A 14,421-nucleotide genomic window follows, 5' to 3' on the forward strand; every position below is an offset into this window, starting at 1 on the left:
CGAAAGGACCACATCATGAGCACCGTGAACCTGACCTTCGACGACTTCGAATCGACGATCACCAGCAAGCCGATCGTCATCGTCGACTTCTGGGCGTCGTGGTGCGGCCCGTGCCGCGCCTTCGCACCCGTCTTCGACCGCTCCGCAGCCGCCCATCCCGACGTCGTGCACGCCAAGGTCAACACCGAAGCCGAGCAAGAACTCGCGGTCGCGCTGCAGATCCGCTCGATCCCGACCGTCATGGCGTTCCGCGACGGCATCCTGGTCTACAGCCAGCCCGGCGCCATGCCGGCACCCGTCCTGGAGGAGTTGATCACCAAGATCAAGGATCTCGACATGGACGAGGTTCGTGCGACCATTGCCGCGCGCAAAGACACCGCCCACGCCTAGCCTTCAGACACACGAGGAGTGATCATGTGCTATCCCGTTGAATGCCCGAGTTGCCACAAGACCACCTGGGCCGGCTGCGGCGAACACGTCGCCGACGTCAAGAGTTCCGTCCCGCCCGCCCAGTGGTGCACGTGCGACGCCAAGGAACCGGCTCACCACTAGGCAGGAGCTGAAACAGGCTGTCGCGCGGCGCTATTCGGCCGCCGACAGCGCGTGCAGGAACACCGGCAGGAACGGCCGATGATTGGCCGTCCCCCCGCGCCGGAACGGCATGCTGTCCCGTGACGCGGCATACCACTGGTTGCGGCCGACCGTCGACAGGTCGAGGCGATGACCGCACAGCGCGGCCAAGGTGTGCAGCAGCAGCGTGCCGGTGCGGCCGTTGCCCTCCCGGAACGGGTGCACCTGGTTGTAGTCGGCGTACCAGCGGGCGCATTCGTAGGCCAGCCGGGCGGTGTCGGCCGGGTCGAGATCGGCAGGCACGTCCCGGGCCCGCGCATCGAGTTCGGCGACGGCATCGGCCAGGTCGGCCTGCCAGGCGAACACCGTCTCGCCACGACGCAACTCGGTGACCCGCAACCGGCCGGCCCAGGCGTAGACGTCGGCGAAGACCTGCTGATGCAGCGCGCACACGTCGAGGTCTTCCGTGCCGGCCGCACCGGCAGCGAGGTGCTGATGCCACTGGGCAGTGCGTCCGGCAGTGGCGACGAACTCCAGATCGGCCAGGACCTCGGCCGAGTCGGTGCCGAAGTTATTGCGCAACATCGTGGTGCCCGGGATCAGGTACGGACGCCGGCGACGAAGCAACTGCCGCCGGGCCGGCTGGGGCGGCGGGTGCCGCACCCGGTGCTCGGCGAGGTAGTCGGCGAACGTCCGCTCCCCCGCCATCAACTCGGTGAGCGTGGCGAGGTGGTGCTCGCCGGGACGCCAGCCCTCCAGGCGCTGAGCGGCCACCGCCTGCTGCAGGCCGTGGCGAAGCTGCGGCGACAGCCGATCGCGGGGGTCCATCCGGCCGCCGATTACTGCGGTATCGAGGACAGGAAGTTCAGCTTGCGCCGGATACCGCTGACCTCGCGGGCCACCGTGCGCAGCGTGGCGCGTTCCTGCGGAGCCAGTTCCGCCATCGACACGACATCGTCGACCTGCCGGCCGGCCAACCAGGGCTCGGTGCGCAGACGCCAGCGGATACGCGACAGCGCCACGTAGCAATCCCGCAGGCTCGAGGCGTCGTCGGTGTCCAGGACTGAGGCGGCCGCCGCGTCGTTCAGGCGTTCCATGGTCGTCAGTGCATCCGACCCTGCCGACAGCGCACCCCAGCGGGCGATCTTCACGATCGGGTCGATCACCGCGGCCTTGAGATCGGCCCGGTCCACCTGGGTGGCGAAGATCCGCAACCGCGACGGGATCGAGGCCCGCACCCAGGTGGCGTCCTGCAGCATCGACTTGCGGGCGATCGGGTGACGGCGGGCCGCGGCGATCGCGTGCGGACGTAGCCGCTCGTGCCGTTCGGTCTCGGTGACGCTCCAGGCATCGGCCAGCAGGCCGAGCATCACCACCCCACGGTCGAGTTCGGGTTCGGCGGCCCACCGCTCGATGCCCTCGGCCCAGCTCACATCGCGCCGGCAGAATCGCAGCCGGCTGGCCAGCACGCCGTTGTCGTCGAGTCGCAGGCCGCAGGACTCAAGCAGTGCGTGCACCTCGGCGGCCAGCGTCAGCGCATGGGTCTTGCCGTCGTCGTCGACGTCGTCGGCCAGCGCGACCAGCGTCTCGACATCGGATCCGGGGACGGCTTCCCCGCGGCCGACGCTGCCGGAGACGAACCACGTCCAGCGCGGTTCTGGGCCTTCGGCAGCGGTCGCGACCAGCCGGGCCGCCGTCGCGACCGTGCTGCGCATCGCCTCCGACCAGCCGGCGGCCAGCGCCAGCGTGGGCATGTGACGGCCGAGTTCGGCAGCGACAACCTGCTGGGCGCGTTTGACCGCCGCGCACAGGGCGGCCTCGTCACCGGCGGCCTCGATGTCGGCGACGGTCGCGACGATGCCGCGGCTGGACTCCGATTCGGCGGGCATGAGCATGATTCTTGCCTGCTTGGCCGCTGCCCGGGTGACCTTGGACTGGTCACGCAGATGTGATGTCGCCGAAACGGCCCCGACAAACTTCCGACCTAAATTTCTGTCACACGACAGTTATTAGCCCCGGGTCAACGGCGATCCGGCTGCCCCCGATCACAGGAGCACCGCCACATGACCGCCACCTTCGATCCGGCGATCTCGTCCCAGGAGGACGCCGAGACACTCTCCGAACTGGGCTATACCCAGGAACTGCACCGCGGGATCGGCGGCTACGCCGCCTTCGCCTCGGGCTTCTCGTTCGTCTCGATCCTGACCACTGTATTCGCCTTCTTCCCGCTGGGCTTCGCGCTCGGCGGCCCGGCGTTCTTCTTCACCTGGCCGATCGTGTTCGTCTGCCAGTTCTGCGTGTGTCTGGTGTTCGCCGAACTGTCCGGCAAGTTCCCGGTGGCCGGCGCGATCTACCAGTGGTCGCGACGGCTGGCCGGCAACGCGGTGGGCTGGTTCGCCGGCTGGTTCATGCTGATCGGCTACATCGTGTCCATCGCCGCGCTGGCGATCGCGATGCAGACCGTCCTGCCGCCGATCTGGAGCGGCTTCCAGATCGTCGGCACCGACATGGATCCGCTGTCGGTCGACGGCGCCACCAACGGCATCATCCTCGGCGCGATCACCATCGTGCTGTGCACCATCATCAGTGCGGCGGGGGTGAAGTTCATGGCCCGTATCACCGTCACCGGCGTGACCATCGAGATCATCGGCGTCGTGCTCATCATCGCGGCGATGTTCTTCACCGCCGAGCGCAACCCGGCCCAGGCGGTGCTCGACACCGGCGGCCACGGCAGCGGGATCAGCTACCTGCCCGCATTCCTGGCCTCGATGCTCATGGCCGCCTACGTGATGTACGGATTCGACAGCGCCGCAGAGCTTTCCGAGGAGACCAAGGATCCCCGCCGCACCGCCCCCAAGGCGATCGTCAACGCGCTGCTGGTGTCCTTCGTGGGCGGTGGACTGATGATCCTGGCCGCCCTGATGTCGGCACCGGTACTGGGCGACGACCTGGCCCACGGCGGCATGGCCTGGGTGATCGAAAGCCAGCTCGACACCTGGCTGGGCAAGACGCTGCTCGCACTGGTCGCCGTCGCGATCTTCTCCGCCACGCTGGCCATCCAGGCCTCGGCGTCCCGGGTGATGTTCTCGATGGCCCGCGACAATCGGCTGCCGTTCGGCACGTTCCTGGCCAAGGTCAACAAGCGCACCGGCACCCCGGTGATCACGGGTATCGCGGTCAGCCTACTGGCCATCCTGGTGCTGCTGGTCAACCTCGGTCAGTCCAGTGTGTTCGCCGCGATCGCCTCGGTGTCGGTCGTGATCGTCTACCTGGCCTACCTGATGGTGACCGTTCCCGCACTGATCCACCGGTTGCGCGGCACCAGCCTGTCCTACGGTCCGCCGGTGATGGATCTGGGTAAGTGGGGCATCCCGGTGAACCTGATCGCCGTGGTGATGGGCGGACTGTTGGTGATCAATATCGGCTGGCCCCGCCAAGAGGTCTACAACCCGGCCGGTGACTCGCTGTTCCTGCAGTACTTCGCGCTGATCTTCACCGCCGCGACGCTGGTGGTCGGCTATGTCGCCTACCGAGTGGTCAAAGACCGCGAGGGTGCACCCGACCCGGTGGACGCCCTGGTCGGCAAGAAGAAGTAGGGGTCTGGCTCCGCGAGTGTGCGGTGTCGTACGGCAGCGACGGCGAGTCGCGTACGACACCGCACACTCGGCGTTCAGGTAAAGGGATTGTCGCCGGCCGTGACCCGCTCCCCCAGGCCGATCAGCCGGGTCGCCGAATCATGCAGGCGCTCACCGGCTTCCCGGTGGGCCTGGCCGGCCAGATACCGCGAATAGGTACCTTCGATGACGATGGCGAGCTTGAAACACGCCATCGCCACGTACCAGTCGAGGTGTTCGGTGGGCCGACCGCCCGCCTCGGCGTAGGCGGTGACGAGTTCACTGCGCTGGGGTAACCCGCCCAGGGCGGCCAGTTCGCGGCCGGCGTTGATCGGGTCCGGGTCGTGCGGCCAGCACACCAGGATCCAGCCGAGGTCCAGCAGCGGGTCCCCGACGGTGCACATCTCCCAGTCCACGAAGGCCGCCACCTGCGGCACCTCCCGGCGCAGCAGCGTGTTGTTCAGGTGGGCGTCGCCGTGCATGATTCCCGGCTCGGCGTCGGGCGGCCGGTGCTCGTCGAGCCACTGCGCCAGCCGCGTCACCTCGAGGGTCTCGGGACGGTAGCGGTCGTGGCGGTAGCTCTCCAGCAACCCGAGGAAGTTCGGAACCTGGCGCTGCAGAAAAGAACCCGGCCGCTGCAACTGCTCGAGCGGACGGCCACGCCACGGCGCGCGGTGCAGTTCTGCCAGCGCGGCGGCGTAGTTCAGGCTGACCTGGTGGCGCAGCGCCGGATCGGCCGCGTACGCCGGGGCCACCTCGGTGGCCGGGTTGAATCCGTCGACGTCCTCCATCAGGTAGAAGACGACGCCGAGGACGTCGAGATCCTCGCAGGCGGCGACGAACTCGGGGTGCGGCGCGGCGCTGCCGGACAGGGTCTGCAGCACCGCGATCTCGCGCTGCATGGTGCGGTTGCTGTTGGCTCGGGGGTGCGGCGGCGGCCGACGCAACACCAGCGGGCGCCCGTCGAGGCGAAGCCGCACCACCACATTCTGAGTACCGCCGGCCAGGGGTTCGACATCGGAGACCGACGCTCCGATGCCCTGCCCGCGCACCCACGCGGTCAGTGCCGCCAGCGCGGCGCCGTCGAGAGTCCCGGGCACCTCGGCGGCCCGGTCAGCGGTATTGGCCACCGTCAGCAGATCCGCGGAAGTTGTTCGCCCAGTTCGCGTTCGATCACCCGGGTGGTGCCGAACGCGGTGCGCCCCACCACCATGCCGGGGTGCTCCTCGACGGCGCGGCCGATGATCACCGCACCCGCACCCTCCGGGCGTGCCCGCATGGCCGCCAGCACCGCCTCGCTGTGCGCGGGGTCGACGAAGGCGACCAGCTTGCCTTCGTTGGCGACCTGCAGCGGATCCAGGCCCAGGAAGCTGCACGCCGAGGACACCGTTTCGGGCACCGGGATCCGGTGCTCGTCGAGTTCGACGCCGACACCCGAGGATCGGGCGATCTCCACCGCCGAGGCCACCAGTCCGCCACGGGTCGGATCACGCAGGGTGTGAACCACATTCGGGTCCTCGACAGCGGCCAGCATCGCGGCCACCAGCCGGTGCAGCGGCGCGCTGTCGGTGGTCACGGTGGTGCCGAAGTCGATGCCCTCGCGCACGCTCATGATCGCCACACCGTGCTCGCCGAGATTGCCCGAGACGATCACGTGGTCACCGGGGCGCACCTGATCGGGTCCGATCCGGACTCCGTCGGGCACCACGCCGACCCCGGCGGTGTTGACGAAAAGCCCGTCGGCTCCGCCTTTTCCGACCACCTTGGTGTCCCCGGTGACGATTCCGACCTGTGCCTCGGCCGCCGCCTTGCCCATGGTCTGGGCGATCGCACCCAGCACCTCGAGTTCCAGGCCCTCCTCGATGATGAATCCGGCGGTCAGGCCCAGCGGTTGCGCTCCGCTCATAGCGAGGTCGTTGATGGTGCCGTTGACGGCGAGGTCGCCGATGTTGCCGCCCGGGAAGAACAGCGGGTTGACCACGTAGGAGTCGGTGGTCAGCGCGATGCGCCCGCCGGCGACGTCGAGCAGCGCCGAGTCGCGGGCCGGACCGCCGGCGGAACCGAACGCCGGCAGGAAAAGGTTCTCGATCAGTTCCTCGGACAGGATGCCGCCGCCGCCGTGGCCCAACACGATGCGCTTGGTCTCACGCAGCGGCAGCGGGCACACCCAGTCCGACGGATCGATACCCACCGGTTCAGACATGGGCAGAGGTCTCCAACCGCCGGAACTGGTAGTAGGCCGCACAGGCGCCTTCGCTGGACACCATGGTGGCGCCCAGCGGGGTGCGTGGGGTGCAGGTGGTCCCGAACGCCGGGCATTGATTGGGTTTGAGCAGACCTTGCAGCACCTCACCCGCATGGCAGTCGGCCGACTCCGCGACCGTCAGATGGCCCACCCCGAACTTGCGTTCGGCGTCGAACTGCGCGTACCGCGGTGACAACGCCCAGCCGGATTGCGGAATCATGCCGATACCGCGCCACTGCCGGTCGGTCACCGCGAACACGTCGGCCAGCGCTTGCTGCGCCACGACGTTGCCCTCGGCGCTGACCGCGCGTGGGTAGGCGTTGCGCAGTTCGGCCTTCCCGGACTCCAGCAGGTCGACCGCCTGGCGCACCCCCTCGAGCAGGTCGAGCGGTTCGAACCCGGTGACCACGATCGGCACGCCGTACTTCTCGACCAGCAGGCCGTACTCCGAGGTGCCCATCACGGTGCACACATGCCCGGCCGCCAGGAAACCCTGGACCCGGTTGGTCGGCGAGCTGAGGATCGCCGCCATCGCCGGCGGAACCAGGACGTGGGAGATCAGCACGGAGAAGTTCGTCAACCCCAGACGCTGGGCGTGCAGTACCGACATCGCATTGGCCGGTGCGGTGGTCTCGAAGCCGACCCCGAAGAACACCACCTCTTTGTCGGGGTTCTCGGCGGCCACCCGGGTGGCGTCCAGCGGCGAGTAGACGATGCGGACGTCACCGCCGCGGGCACGCACACTGAACAGGTCCTGGTGGCTGCCGGGCACCCGCAGCATGTCGCCGAACGAACAGAAGATGACATCGTCGCGGGAGGCGATCTCCAGCGCGCGGTCGATCATCTCCAGCGGTGTGACGCATACCGGGCAGCCCGGGCCGTGAATGAATTCGACTGCGCCTTCGAGCAGCTGGTCGATACCGTTGCGGATGATCGAATGCGTTTGTCCGCCACAGACTTCCATGATCGTCCAGGTGCGGGTGGCGCGCCGGCGGATGGCGTCCACCAGAGCCTTGGCCGCGACCGGATCGCGGAACTCGTCGAGGTACTTCATGCCGGTTCCCTCCTGCCCTGCCCCTCGGCGCCGCTGAGCTCCTCTTCCAGGATGCCGAGGTCTTCGAACATCTTCAGCGTCTCGTTGGCCGACGCTTCATCAAGCCGGGTGATCGCGAAACCCGCATGGACGATGGTGTATTCACCGATCTCCATGTCCGGCAGGTAGGCCAGGCACACCGTCTTGGTGGTACCACCGAAGTCGACGGTGGACATCCGGGTGCCCGCCTCTTCCCAGATCTCGATCACTTTGCCGGGGATTCCGAGGCACATACGCCATTCCTTTCCGGTACTGCCGCCGAGCCCGCGCTGCGCAGCATTGCGGCGGCGATAGCAGCCTGGCCGAGTGCCAGACCGCCGTCGTTACAAGGGACGATTCGATGGCTGAGGACCTCGAAGCCACGCTCGGTGAGCGCGCGCCGAAGCCCTTGCAGCAGAATGCGGTTGGCGAAGACGCCACCGGTCAGTCCGATCACTGGGATACCGGCCGCGCGGGCACACGCAGTGGCCGCATCGGCCGTCGCCCGGATCACCGCGTGGTGGAATCCGGCTGCCAGATCGGCCACGGGTGTCCCGGCCTGCAATCCGTGAACGATGCCGGCGATCACGGGCGCGGGATCCAGCACGCCGTCGGTCACGGCGAAGTCGAGTGCCGCCGGGCTACCCGATCGGGCCAGGTGTTCGAGTTCGACGGCGGCCTGCCCCTCATAGGTGACCTGCTGGCAGACACCGAGCAGGCTGGCCACCGCATCGAAGAGCCGGCCCATGCTGGTGGTGGTCACGCAGCCGAGGCCGCGCGGGATCTGCTGGCCCAGGATGTGGCGCGCCGTCTCGTCGAGTGCCGCGACCGCCGGCAGCTCGGTGGCCCACGGCAGACCCGCCCGGCTGAGCAGGTCCAGGGCGATCCGGGCCGGCTGGCGGGCCGCACCATCCCCGCCCGGCAGCGCGAACGGTGCAAGGTGGCCCACCCGGGTGAAGTGGGCGGGATCGGTGACGGCCAGCAGTTCGCCGCCCCAGATGGTGCCGTCGGTGCCGTAGCCGGTGCCGTCGTAGGTGACCGCGAGGATGGGGGTGCCCAGGCGCCCGTGTTCGGCGAGCAGCGACGCCGCGTGTGCGTGGTGGTGCTGGACCGCGATCGCGGGCCGGCCGGCGGCGTACCGCCGGGCCCAGGCGGTGGTGGCGTAGCCGGGGTGCAGGTCGTGCACGATCACCTCGGGCCGGCGGTCGGTCATGAAGGCCAGGTGCTCCAGGGCCGCCTCGAAGCAGGCCTGGGTGCGCGGGTCGGCCATGTCGCCGAGGTGCGATGACATGTGGGCGTGCCCGTCCGGGCCCATCAGGCAGAACGTCGTCTTCAGGTCTCCGCCGGTGGCCAGCAGAACCCGATCGGGCCGGGGCTCGGGCACGGATACCGGCAGCGGCGCGTAACCGCGGGAGCGGCGCAACGGCAGCTGGTGGCCCTGGTCGTCGAGGGTGATCACCGAGTCTTCGCAGGGCACGTGGATGGGCCGGTCGTGGGTGAGCACCGCATCGGCCAGGCCGTCGATCCAGGACAGGTCGGCATCGCGGAACACGATCGGCGATCCGCCCTGGTTGGCCGAGGTCATCACCAGCGGCAGGCGGCCGAGTCGGTCGAACAGCAGGTGGTGCACCGGCGAGTAGGCCAGCATCACCCCGAGTTCGCCCAGTCCGGGGGCCACCTCGTCGGCAAGCGCACCCGCGCGGCGCGGCACCAGCACGATGGGGGCGGCCGGCGAGCTGAGTGCGGCCACCGCGGCATCGTCGAGGTGCCCGACGACGGCGGCGGCCGTCAGATCCGCCACCATGACGGCCAGTGGTTTGGCCGGCCGGTTCTTGCGGCTGCGCAGTTCGGCGACGACGGTGGCGTCGTCGGCACGGCAGGCCAGGTGGTAGCCGCCGATCCCCTTGACGGCGACGATCGCCCCGGCCCACAGGGCCGCCGCCGCCGCCCCGATCGGGTCCTCGCCACAGGTGGTGCCCGCCTGCTGGAACACCAGCTGTGGCCCGCAGTCCGGGCACGCGATGGTCTGGGCGTGGAAGCGCCGGTCGGCCGGGTCGTCGTACTCCGCGGCACACGCCGGGCACATCGGGAACCCTGCCATCGTGGTCAGCGGCCGGTCGTAGGGCAGATCGGTGATTACGGTGTAGCGCGGCCCGCAGTTGGTGCAGGTGATGAAGGGGTGGCCGTGCCGGCGGTCAGCCGGGTCGCGCAGTTCGGTCAGGCAGTCCGCGCAGATCGCGATATCGGGCGGGACCAGGGTCCGCGACTCGTCCCCGGATTGGCTGTCGATAATGCAAAACCCGTTGCCGCCCTGAATGTTCAGTGATTCGGACCGGATCGTGTCGATTCGTGCCATCGCCGGCGCGCGGTGCTGGATGGCCTCGATGGCCGCTGCCACATCATCGCGCACACCCTCGAGTTCGGCATGCACCGACCCGGCGTCGTTGTAGACGAAGCCACTCAGCGCGTACTCGGCCGCGATCCGCGCGACGGCAGGGCGAAATCCGACGCCCTGCACCACGCCGGTGATGTCGAGGCGCACCCGGACGGTCATCGGGTCTCCTGAACCTCAGCCGGCCGGCCGCAGGGGTAGAAAGGTGCTCATGAACCTCCGCAGCGATACGACAACCCGCGTCGGTGGGCTGTCCGCGCGGGTAGATGCCGTCCACGCTAGTCCGGCACCCCTATGACCACAATCACAATTTCGCACCGAAACTCTGCGTTTTTCCGCCCTGAAACACCCGCGTCCCGAGCCGTGCCGGACGTAGGGTGCAGGCCTGCACGATCAGGGGCGAATGGGGTGACAGGCATGGGGCGCGACGGTGCATGAGTTGTCGTTGTGCCAGGCGATCGCCGGGGTGGTCAGGCCGTACGCCAAGGACCGGCGCATCGACGTCGTCCACGTCCAGATCGGCGCGCTGCGCCAGGTCGTCCCCGAGTCGCTGACGTTCTGCTGGAGCATGGTCCGTGAGCACGAGAGCATGCCGGGAGCCGAACTGGACTTGGAGTTCGTCACCGCCGCGGTGCACTGCCGCGGATGTGACCGTCAGTCCGAGATCACCTCGCGCTGGTCGGTCAGCTGCCCGCAGTGCAATAGCGCCGATGTCGAGGTGGTCCGGGGCAACGAGTTCCTGGTGACCTCCCTCGACGTGTCCTGACCACAGCAGCGAAAGGTCCTGACCATGGGTCGATTTCACCGTCACGACGACGGCACCGCGCATTCGCACGACCACGACCACGACCACGACCACGACCACGACCACGACCACGGTGATCACAGCGGCTATGACACCGGATCTGAGCGCATCGAGGTGCTCGAGTCGATCTTCGCCGAGAACGACACCCGCGCCGATATCAACCGCTCGGCGTTCGAGAGCAACGGCATCCGCGCGCTCAACCTGATGAGCTCACCGGGCTCGGGCAAGACCACGGTGCTCGCGGCCACCCTCGACGAACTGGCCGCAGACCTGGCCGTCGGCATCATCGAAGGTGACATCGCCACCGATATCGATGCCGCGCGGCTCGGCGGCCGGGGTGCGCAGATCTCACTGCTGAACACCAACAACGGCTTCGGTGGCGAGTGCCACCTGGACGCCCCCATGGTCAACCGTGCATTGCAGGGCCTGGACCTGCCGGCACTGGACCTGGTGATCATCGAGAACGTCGGGAACCTGGTGTGCCCGGCGGAGTTCGACGTCGGCGAGCACGCCAAGGCGATGGTCTATTCGGTCACCGAGGGCGAGGACAAGCCGCTGAAGTACCCGGTGATGTTCCGCTCGGTCGATGTGGTGCTGCTCAACAAGATCGACCTGGTGCCACATCTGGACGTCGACGTCGACACCTACATCGCCCATGTGCGACAAGTGAATCCGACCGCCACCATCTTCCCGGTGAGCGCTCGCACCGGCGAGGGCATGTCCGCCTGGTTCGACTGGCTGCGCACGTTCGCCGCCACCTGAGCACTAGCTGCCGAAACGCACCGCGACCACGCACACGTCGTCGTTGCGAGGCGCCGGCGCCAGGGTCTGCGACAGCCGCTGGCAGGCCTGCGCCAGTGGTTCGTCGTCCGACCACCGCGCGATGAGCTGCTGGGCCCAGCGCAGCCCGGTCTCGATGTCCTGGCCGCGCCGCTCGATCAGCCCGTCGGTGTACATGACCACGATGTCGCCGTCAGCCAGCCTGGTGTAGCCCTGTGCGTAGCTGATGTCCTCGACCGGGCCCAGCACCGGGCCGTGGCCGGTGGCCAGTCGGCCCACCTCGCCGGTGGCAGCCCGGCGCAGCAGCGGTGGCGGGTGGCCCGCCGAGGCATAGGACAGCGACCTGTCCCGCGGATCGAAGATCGCCACGCTCATGGTGGCGAACTTGCCCTGGCTGGCGTGGCGGGTGAACGTGTTGAGTTCCGCGAGCAGCCGCGCCGGCGACAGCCCCTGCAGCGCGAGTGCCCGAGCAGCACTGCGCAACTGCGCCATATCCTCGACGGCGGGCAGACCGTGCCCGACGACATCGCCGACCGCCACGTAGGTGCGGCCCTCGCGAAGGGCCATCGCGTCATACCAGTCGCCGCCCAATCCCTGTTCGGCGTCGGCGGGTTCGTAGCTGATCGCCACGTCCATACCCTCGATCGCCGACGGGCTGCTCGGCAACACCGCCGCCTGCAGCACGACGGCCCGGGCATGCTCGTCGGCGTAGACCCGGGCCCGCACCAGGGCCTGACCGGTCATCGTGGCGACCGCCGAGGCGTAGGCCAGCTGCGCGGTGTCCAGGGGTTGCGGAGTGTCCCAGATCAGCACCAGCGCGCCGATCGCCTTGCCCCCGGCGGTCAGCGGCCAGGCCACCAGGCAGGCCGCACCGCTGGCTTCCAGCCAGGCCGCGTTGTCGGCGTAGCGGCGCCGGTACTCCAGTGGGTTGCGGATCACCACCGGCTGCCCGGTGCGGACGACCTCGACTGCCGCCGTCTGTTCGTCGAGGGACACCCCGCGGCCGAATCGGGCGACGACGGCCTCCGGGTAGCCGGCCATCGTGACCCAGGTCAGTCGGTTGCCGCCCGGTTCGACCAGGCCGAAGTGGACCGCGGACGCGCCGGCGTCGTTGAGCACCTGCGACTCGACCGCGTCGCCGATCTGCTCCTCGGTCAGCGCTCCGGACAGCAACTGGCCGAGCCTGGCCAGTGTCTCCAGCCGGAGCCGTTCCCGCCGTTCGGCCTGGCGCTGCCGGATCGCGGTGATGCGGCCTGCGGCCTCCTGGGCGATCAGCATCGCCACGAGCACCACGACGGCGATGAAGGCCTGGGCGACGGCCAACCGCCCGGCCGGGGCCAGATCGAGGTTCGCGAACGCGCCGTAGCCGCCGTCGGTCATGAAGTTCGTGGTCAAAGCCAGCACCGACCCGGCCAGCGCGGCACCGATGACGTCGAGCCGGAACGCTGCCCATGCCAGGACCGGCAGCAGGAACAGCGCAGGCGGCAGGTCGGTCAGGAACGCCACCACCGACAACCCTGCGGTCACGAGCAAGGTCAGGGTGGCTTCGACCTTGCGGGCAGCGAGTACGCGGGATTGCCTGGGCCACAGCAGAATCGGGGCGGCCACCACCAGGACGCCGATGCCGTCACCCGCCCACCAGTGCACCACGGCCGCGAACCGCCAGGCGCCGTCACGCAGTCCGATGACGAGCCCGCCGATGAGACCGCCCGCCAGCGGACCCAGGATGACCGCGCCCAGCACGAACCGAGCCAGGTCGTCGCGGCGTCGCAGATCGGGCGGCCCCTTGCACCACCGCCGCACGAGCGTCGCCCCGACCAGTGGTTCGACGGTATTGGCGACGGCGAAGCCGATGGCGGCGAGCCAACTGAAGTTGTAGCGCAGATCGACGGCGAACTCGGCGAGGAAGATCGCCGCGATGATCACCGGCCACTGAGAGCGGCGGGTCAGCAGCATGGCCGCGACCGTCACCCCGGCGGCCGGGAAGAACGCCGGCCCGATGTCGGCACCGAAGGTCTGCCACGACAGCACCGCGCCGACGATGTAGGCCAGAGCGACCCAACCGAACAGACCCGTCGCCGCCCCCAGACGGTCCAGACGGTTAGAGCCGGTCAAACAGGTTCACCCCACTTCGACTGCTCCGCCACCTGGAGAGCACCCGACGAGCCTAGTCACCCGGGCAGCAAGCTCGCAGCCGAACTCCCCGACAGCCGGCAGCGGTACCGCCGTCGAGCACTCGGTCGGGCCGGATGACCTTGCCGCCGTTTACTTCTCAGCGACCACGAAGGTGGCCTCGACTTCCGCGCTGACCTCCACATCCTGCGGCCGCAGAGCGAATTCCTCGGCGCCGCCGCCCGGCGGTGCGGCCTGGGCGAGCATCGCCGCCCGGGGTGCGGGCGCGGGCCGGTTCAGTCCCGGGTCGCTGACACTGCGCACGGTCACCGCCCCGAGCTCCAGGGCGTCGGCGTAATCCTGTGCGCGGCGGCGGGCATCCTGCACCGCGTGCTGGCGGGTGGCGCGCTCCAGCGCCAGCCGGCGGCTGTCGGTCAGTTCCCAGTCGAGGTAACTGATCGACAGGCCCTCCACTCCAGCCGCCGAGGCCACCCACGCCGCCAGCGCGTCGAAGTCGGCGAAGGTCGCCTCGACGGTGACCGAGGCCGAGTGCACCAGCGGCAGCTTCTTGCCGTCCTTGTGCCAGGGGCGGTGTGAGCCCATCCGGACCTGATCGACCGAGTACCGGGTCACCGGCCCCTGGTCGGGATGATGACGGGCTTCCAGAGTCGCCTTGACCTCGGCCAACGAGCTGGACACCGCGCGAAACACCGGCTCGGGCGCAGGACCTTCCAGCGCCAGCGTGACGTGGACGGTCCCGCGTTCGGGCGGCACGGTCACGGAGTGCGCGCCGCGCACATGGATCTCAACGTCGCTCATATCGCCCACCCT

Annotated in this window: 14 protein-coding genes; 5 read left to right on the top strand and 9 right to left on the bottom strand. The window is 69.1% G+C overall.

Translation table 11 applies throughout. From position 1 onward, the window contains the following. Positions 1-15: 15 nt before the first annotated feature. Positions 16-390 carry a thioredoxin gene (gene trxA / locus BN3385_RS25390; protein ID WP_059021081.1) on the top strand — a complete coding sequence of 125 codons (375 nt, stop codon included), beginning with the start codon at positions 16-18 and terminating at the stop codon, positions 388-390. 24 nt (positions 391-414) lie between these two features. Then, a complete protein-coding gene (locus BN3385_RS28765; protein ID WP_197415271.1) occupies positions 415-552 on the top strand; it encodes a DUF8730 family Cys-rich protein in 138 nt (45 codons plus the stop codon). A gap of 30 nt (positions 553-582) precedes the next feature. Here BN3385_RS28765 and BN3385_RS25395 read toward each other — a convergent pair whose 3' ends face one another. Together BN3385_RS25395 and BN3385_RS25400 are read right to left on the bottom strand one after the other, a co-directional pair. Further along, positions 583-1,398, bottom strand: coding sequence for a Fic/DOC family protein (locus tag BN3385_RS25395; RefSeq protein ID WP_059021083.1), 816 nt, complete (start codon positions 1,396-1,398; stop codon positions 583-585). Positions 1,399-1,409: 11 nt separating this feature from the next. Beyond that, entirely contained in the window at positions 1,410-2,459 is a 1,050-nt protein-coding gene (locus BN3385_RS25400) for a putative nucleotidyltransferase substrate binding domain-containing protein (RefSeq protein ID WP_059022414.1), read from the bottom strand. A gap of 174 nt (positions 2,460-2,633) precedes the next feature. Between BN3385_RS25400 and BN3385_RS25405 the strand changes: the two genes are divergently transcribed. Next, on the top strand, positions 2,634-4,166 hold the full coding sequence (locus BN3385_RS25405; protein ID WP_059021086.1) for an amino acid permease: 1,533 nt from the start codon (positions 2,634-2,636) through the stop codon (positions 4,164-4,166). Between the two features lie 74 nt (positions 4,167-4,240). On the opposite strand, the gene BN3385_RS25410 is transcribed toward BN3385_RS25405, so the two are convergent. Genes BN3385_RS25410 through hypF form a run of 5 tightly spaced genes read right to left on the bottom strand, consistent with a single transcriptional unit; the run spans position 4,241 to position 10,055 of the window. Further along, entirely contained in the window at positions 4,241-5,284 is a 1,044-nt protein-coding gene (locus tag BN3385_RS25410; protein WP_059022415.1) for a phosphotransferase family protein, read from the bottom strand. Positions 5,285-5,316: 32 nt separating this feature from the next. Next, positions 5,317-6,387, bottom strand: coding sequence for a hydrogenase expression/formation protein HypE (gene hypE / locus BN3385_RS25415; RefSeq protein ID WP_059021088.1), 1,071 nt, complete (start codon positions 6,385-6,387; stop codon positions 5,317-5,319). Continuing rightward, a complete protein-coding gene (gene hypD / locus BN3385_RS25420) occupies positions 6,380-7,483 on the bottom strand; it encodes a hydrogenase formation protein HypD (RefSeq protein WP_059021089.1) in 1,104 nt (367 codons plus the stop codon). Before hypD ends, hypE begins: the two co-directional genes overlap by 8 nt. Next, positions 7,480-7,755 (bottom strand): HypC/HybG/HupF family hydrogenase formation chaperone, encoded by a 276-nt coding sequence (locus BN3385_RS25425; RefSeq protein ID WP_059021091.1) that lies wholly within the window; start codon positions 7,753-7,755, stop codon positions 7,480-7,482. The genes hypD and BN3385_RS25425 overlap by 4 nt, the downstream gene beginning before the upstream one ends. After that, positions 7,728-10,055 (bottom strand): carbamoyltransferase HypF, encoded by a 2,328-nt coding sequence (gene hypF / locus BN3385_RS25430; protein WP_059021093.1) that lies wholly within the window; start codon positions 10,053-10,055, stop codon positions 7,728-7,730. Before hypF ends, BN3385_RS25425 begins: the two co-directional genes overlap by 28 nt. A gap of 268 nt (positions 10,056-10,323) precedes the next feature. Here hypF and BN3385_RS25435 point away from each other — a divergent pair, with 268 nt between their 5' ends. Both BN3385_RS25435 and hypB read left to right on the top strand, forming a co-directional pair. Beyond that, positions 10,324-10,659 carry a hydrogenase maturation nickel metallochaperone HypA gene (locus BN3385_RS25435; protein ID WP_059021094.1) on the top strand — a complete coding sequence of 112 codons (336 nt, stop codon included), beginning with the start codon at positions 10,324-10,326 and terminating at the stop codon, positions 10,657-10,659. A 24-nt stretch (positions 10,660-10,683) separates the two neighbouring features. Next, positions 10,684-11,460: a hydrogenase nickel incorporation protein HypB gene (gene hypB / locus BN3385_RS25440; RefSeq protein WP_059021096.1), complete on the top strand. Its 777-nt coding sequence runs from the start codon at positions 10,684-10,686 to the stop codon at positions 11,458-11,460. A 3-nt stretch (positions 11,461-11,463) separates the two neighbouring features. Here hypB and BN3385_RS25445 read toward each other — a convergent pair whose 3' ends face one another. Then, the gene (locus BN3385_RS25445) at positions 11,464-13,593 is read right to left on the bottom strand and encodes a SpoIIE family protein phosphatase (protein WP_059021098.1); all 2,130 of its coding nucleotides are present in this window, start codon (positions 13,591-13,593) and stop codon (positions 11,464-11,466) included. A 150-nt stretch (positions 13,594-13,743) separates the two neighbouring features. Further along, positions 13,744-14,409: an SIMPL domain-containing protein gene (locus BN3385_RS25450; protein WP_059021100.1), complete on the bottom strand. Its 666-nt coding sequence runs from the start codon at positions 14,407-14,409 to the stop codon at positions 13,744-13,746. Positions 14,410-14,421: the final 12 nt, after the last annotated feature.

The sequence above is a fragment of the Mycobacterium sp. M26 genome, from assembly GCF_001494595.1.
Classification (GTDB): domain Bacteria; phylum Actinomycetota; class Actinomycetes; order Mycobacteriales; family Mycobacteriaceae; genus Mycobacterium.

Bases quoted from the DNA above. Each gene is read 5' to 3' on its own strand.
- hypD (WP_059021089.1), bottom strand. From the start codon at position 7,483: ATGAAGTACCTCGACGAGTTCCGCGATCCGGTCGCGGCCAAGGCTCTG.
- hypF (WP_059021093.1), bottom strand. From the start codon at position 10,055: ATGACCGTCCGGGTGCGCCTCGACATCACCGGCGTGGTGCAGGGCGTC.
- hypB (WP_059021096.1), top strand. From the start codon at position 10,684: ATGGGTCGATTTCACCGTCACGACGACGGCACCGCGCATTCGCACGAC.
- BN3385_RS25405 (WP_059021086.1), top strand. From the start codon at position 2,634: ATGACCGCCACCTTCGATCCGGCGATCTCGTCCCAGGAGGACGCCGAG.
- BN3385_RS28765 (WP_197415271.1), top strand. From the start codon at position 415: ATGTGCTATCCCGTTGAATGCCCGAGTTGCCACAAGACCACCTGGGCC.
- BN3385_RS25395 (WP_059021083.1), bottom strand. From the start codon at position 1,398: ATGGACCCCCGCGATCGGCTGTCGCCGCAGCTTCGCCACGGCCTGCAG.
- trxA (WP_059021081.1), top strand. From the start codon at position 16: ATGAGCACCGTGAACCTGACCTTCGACGACTTCGAATCGACGATCACC.
- BN3385_RS25450 (WP_059021100.1), bottom strand. From the start codon at position 14,409: ATGAGCGACGTTGAGATCCATGTGCGCGGCGCGCACTCCGTGACCGTG.
- BN3385_RS25425 (WP_059021091.1), bottom strand. From the start codon at position 7,755: ATGTGCCTCGGAATCCCCGGCAAAGTGATCGAGATCTGGGAAGAGGCG.
- BN3385_RS25400 (WP_059022414.1), bottom strand. From the start codon at position 2,459: ATGCCCGCCGAATCGGAGTCCAGCCGCGGCATCGTCGCGACCGTCGCC.
- hypE (WP_059021088.1), bottom strand. From the start codon at position 6,387: ATGTCTGAACCGGTGGGTATCGATCCGTCGGACTGGGTGTGCCCGCTG.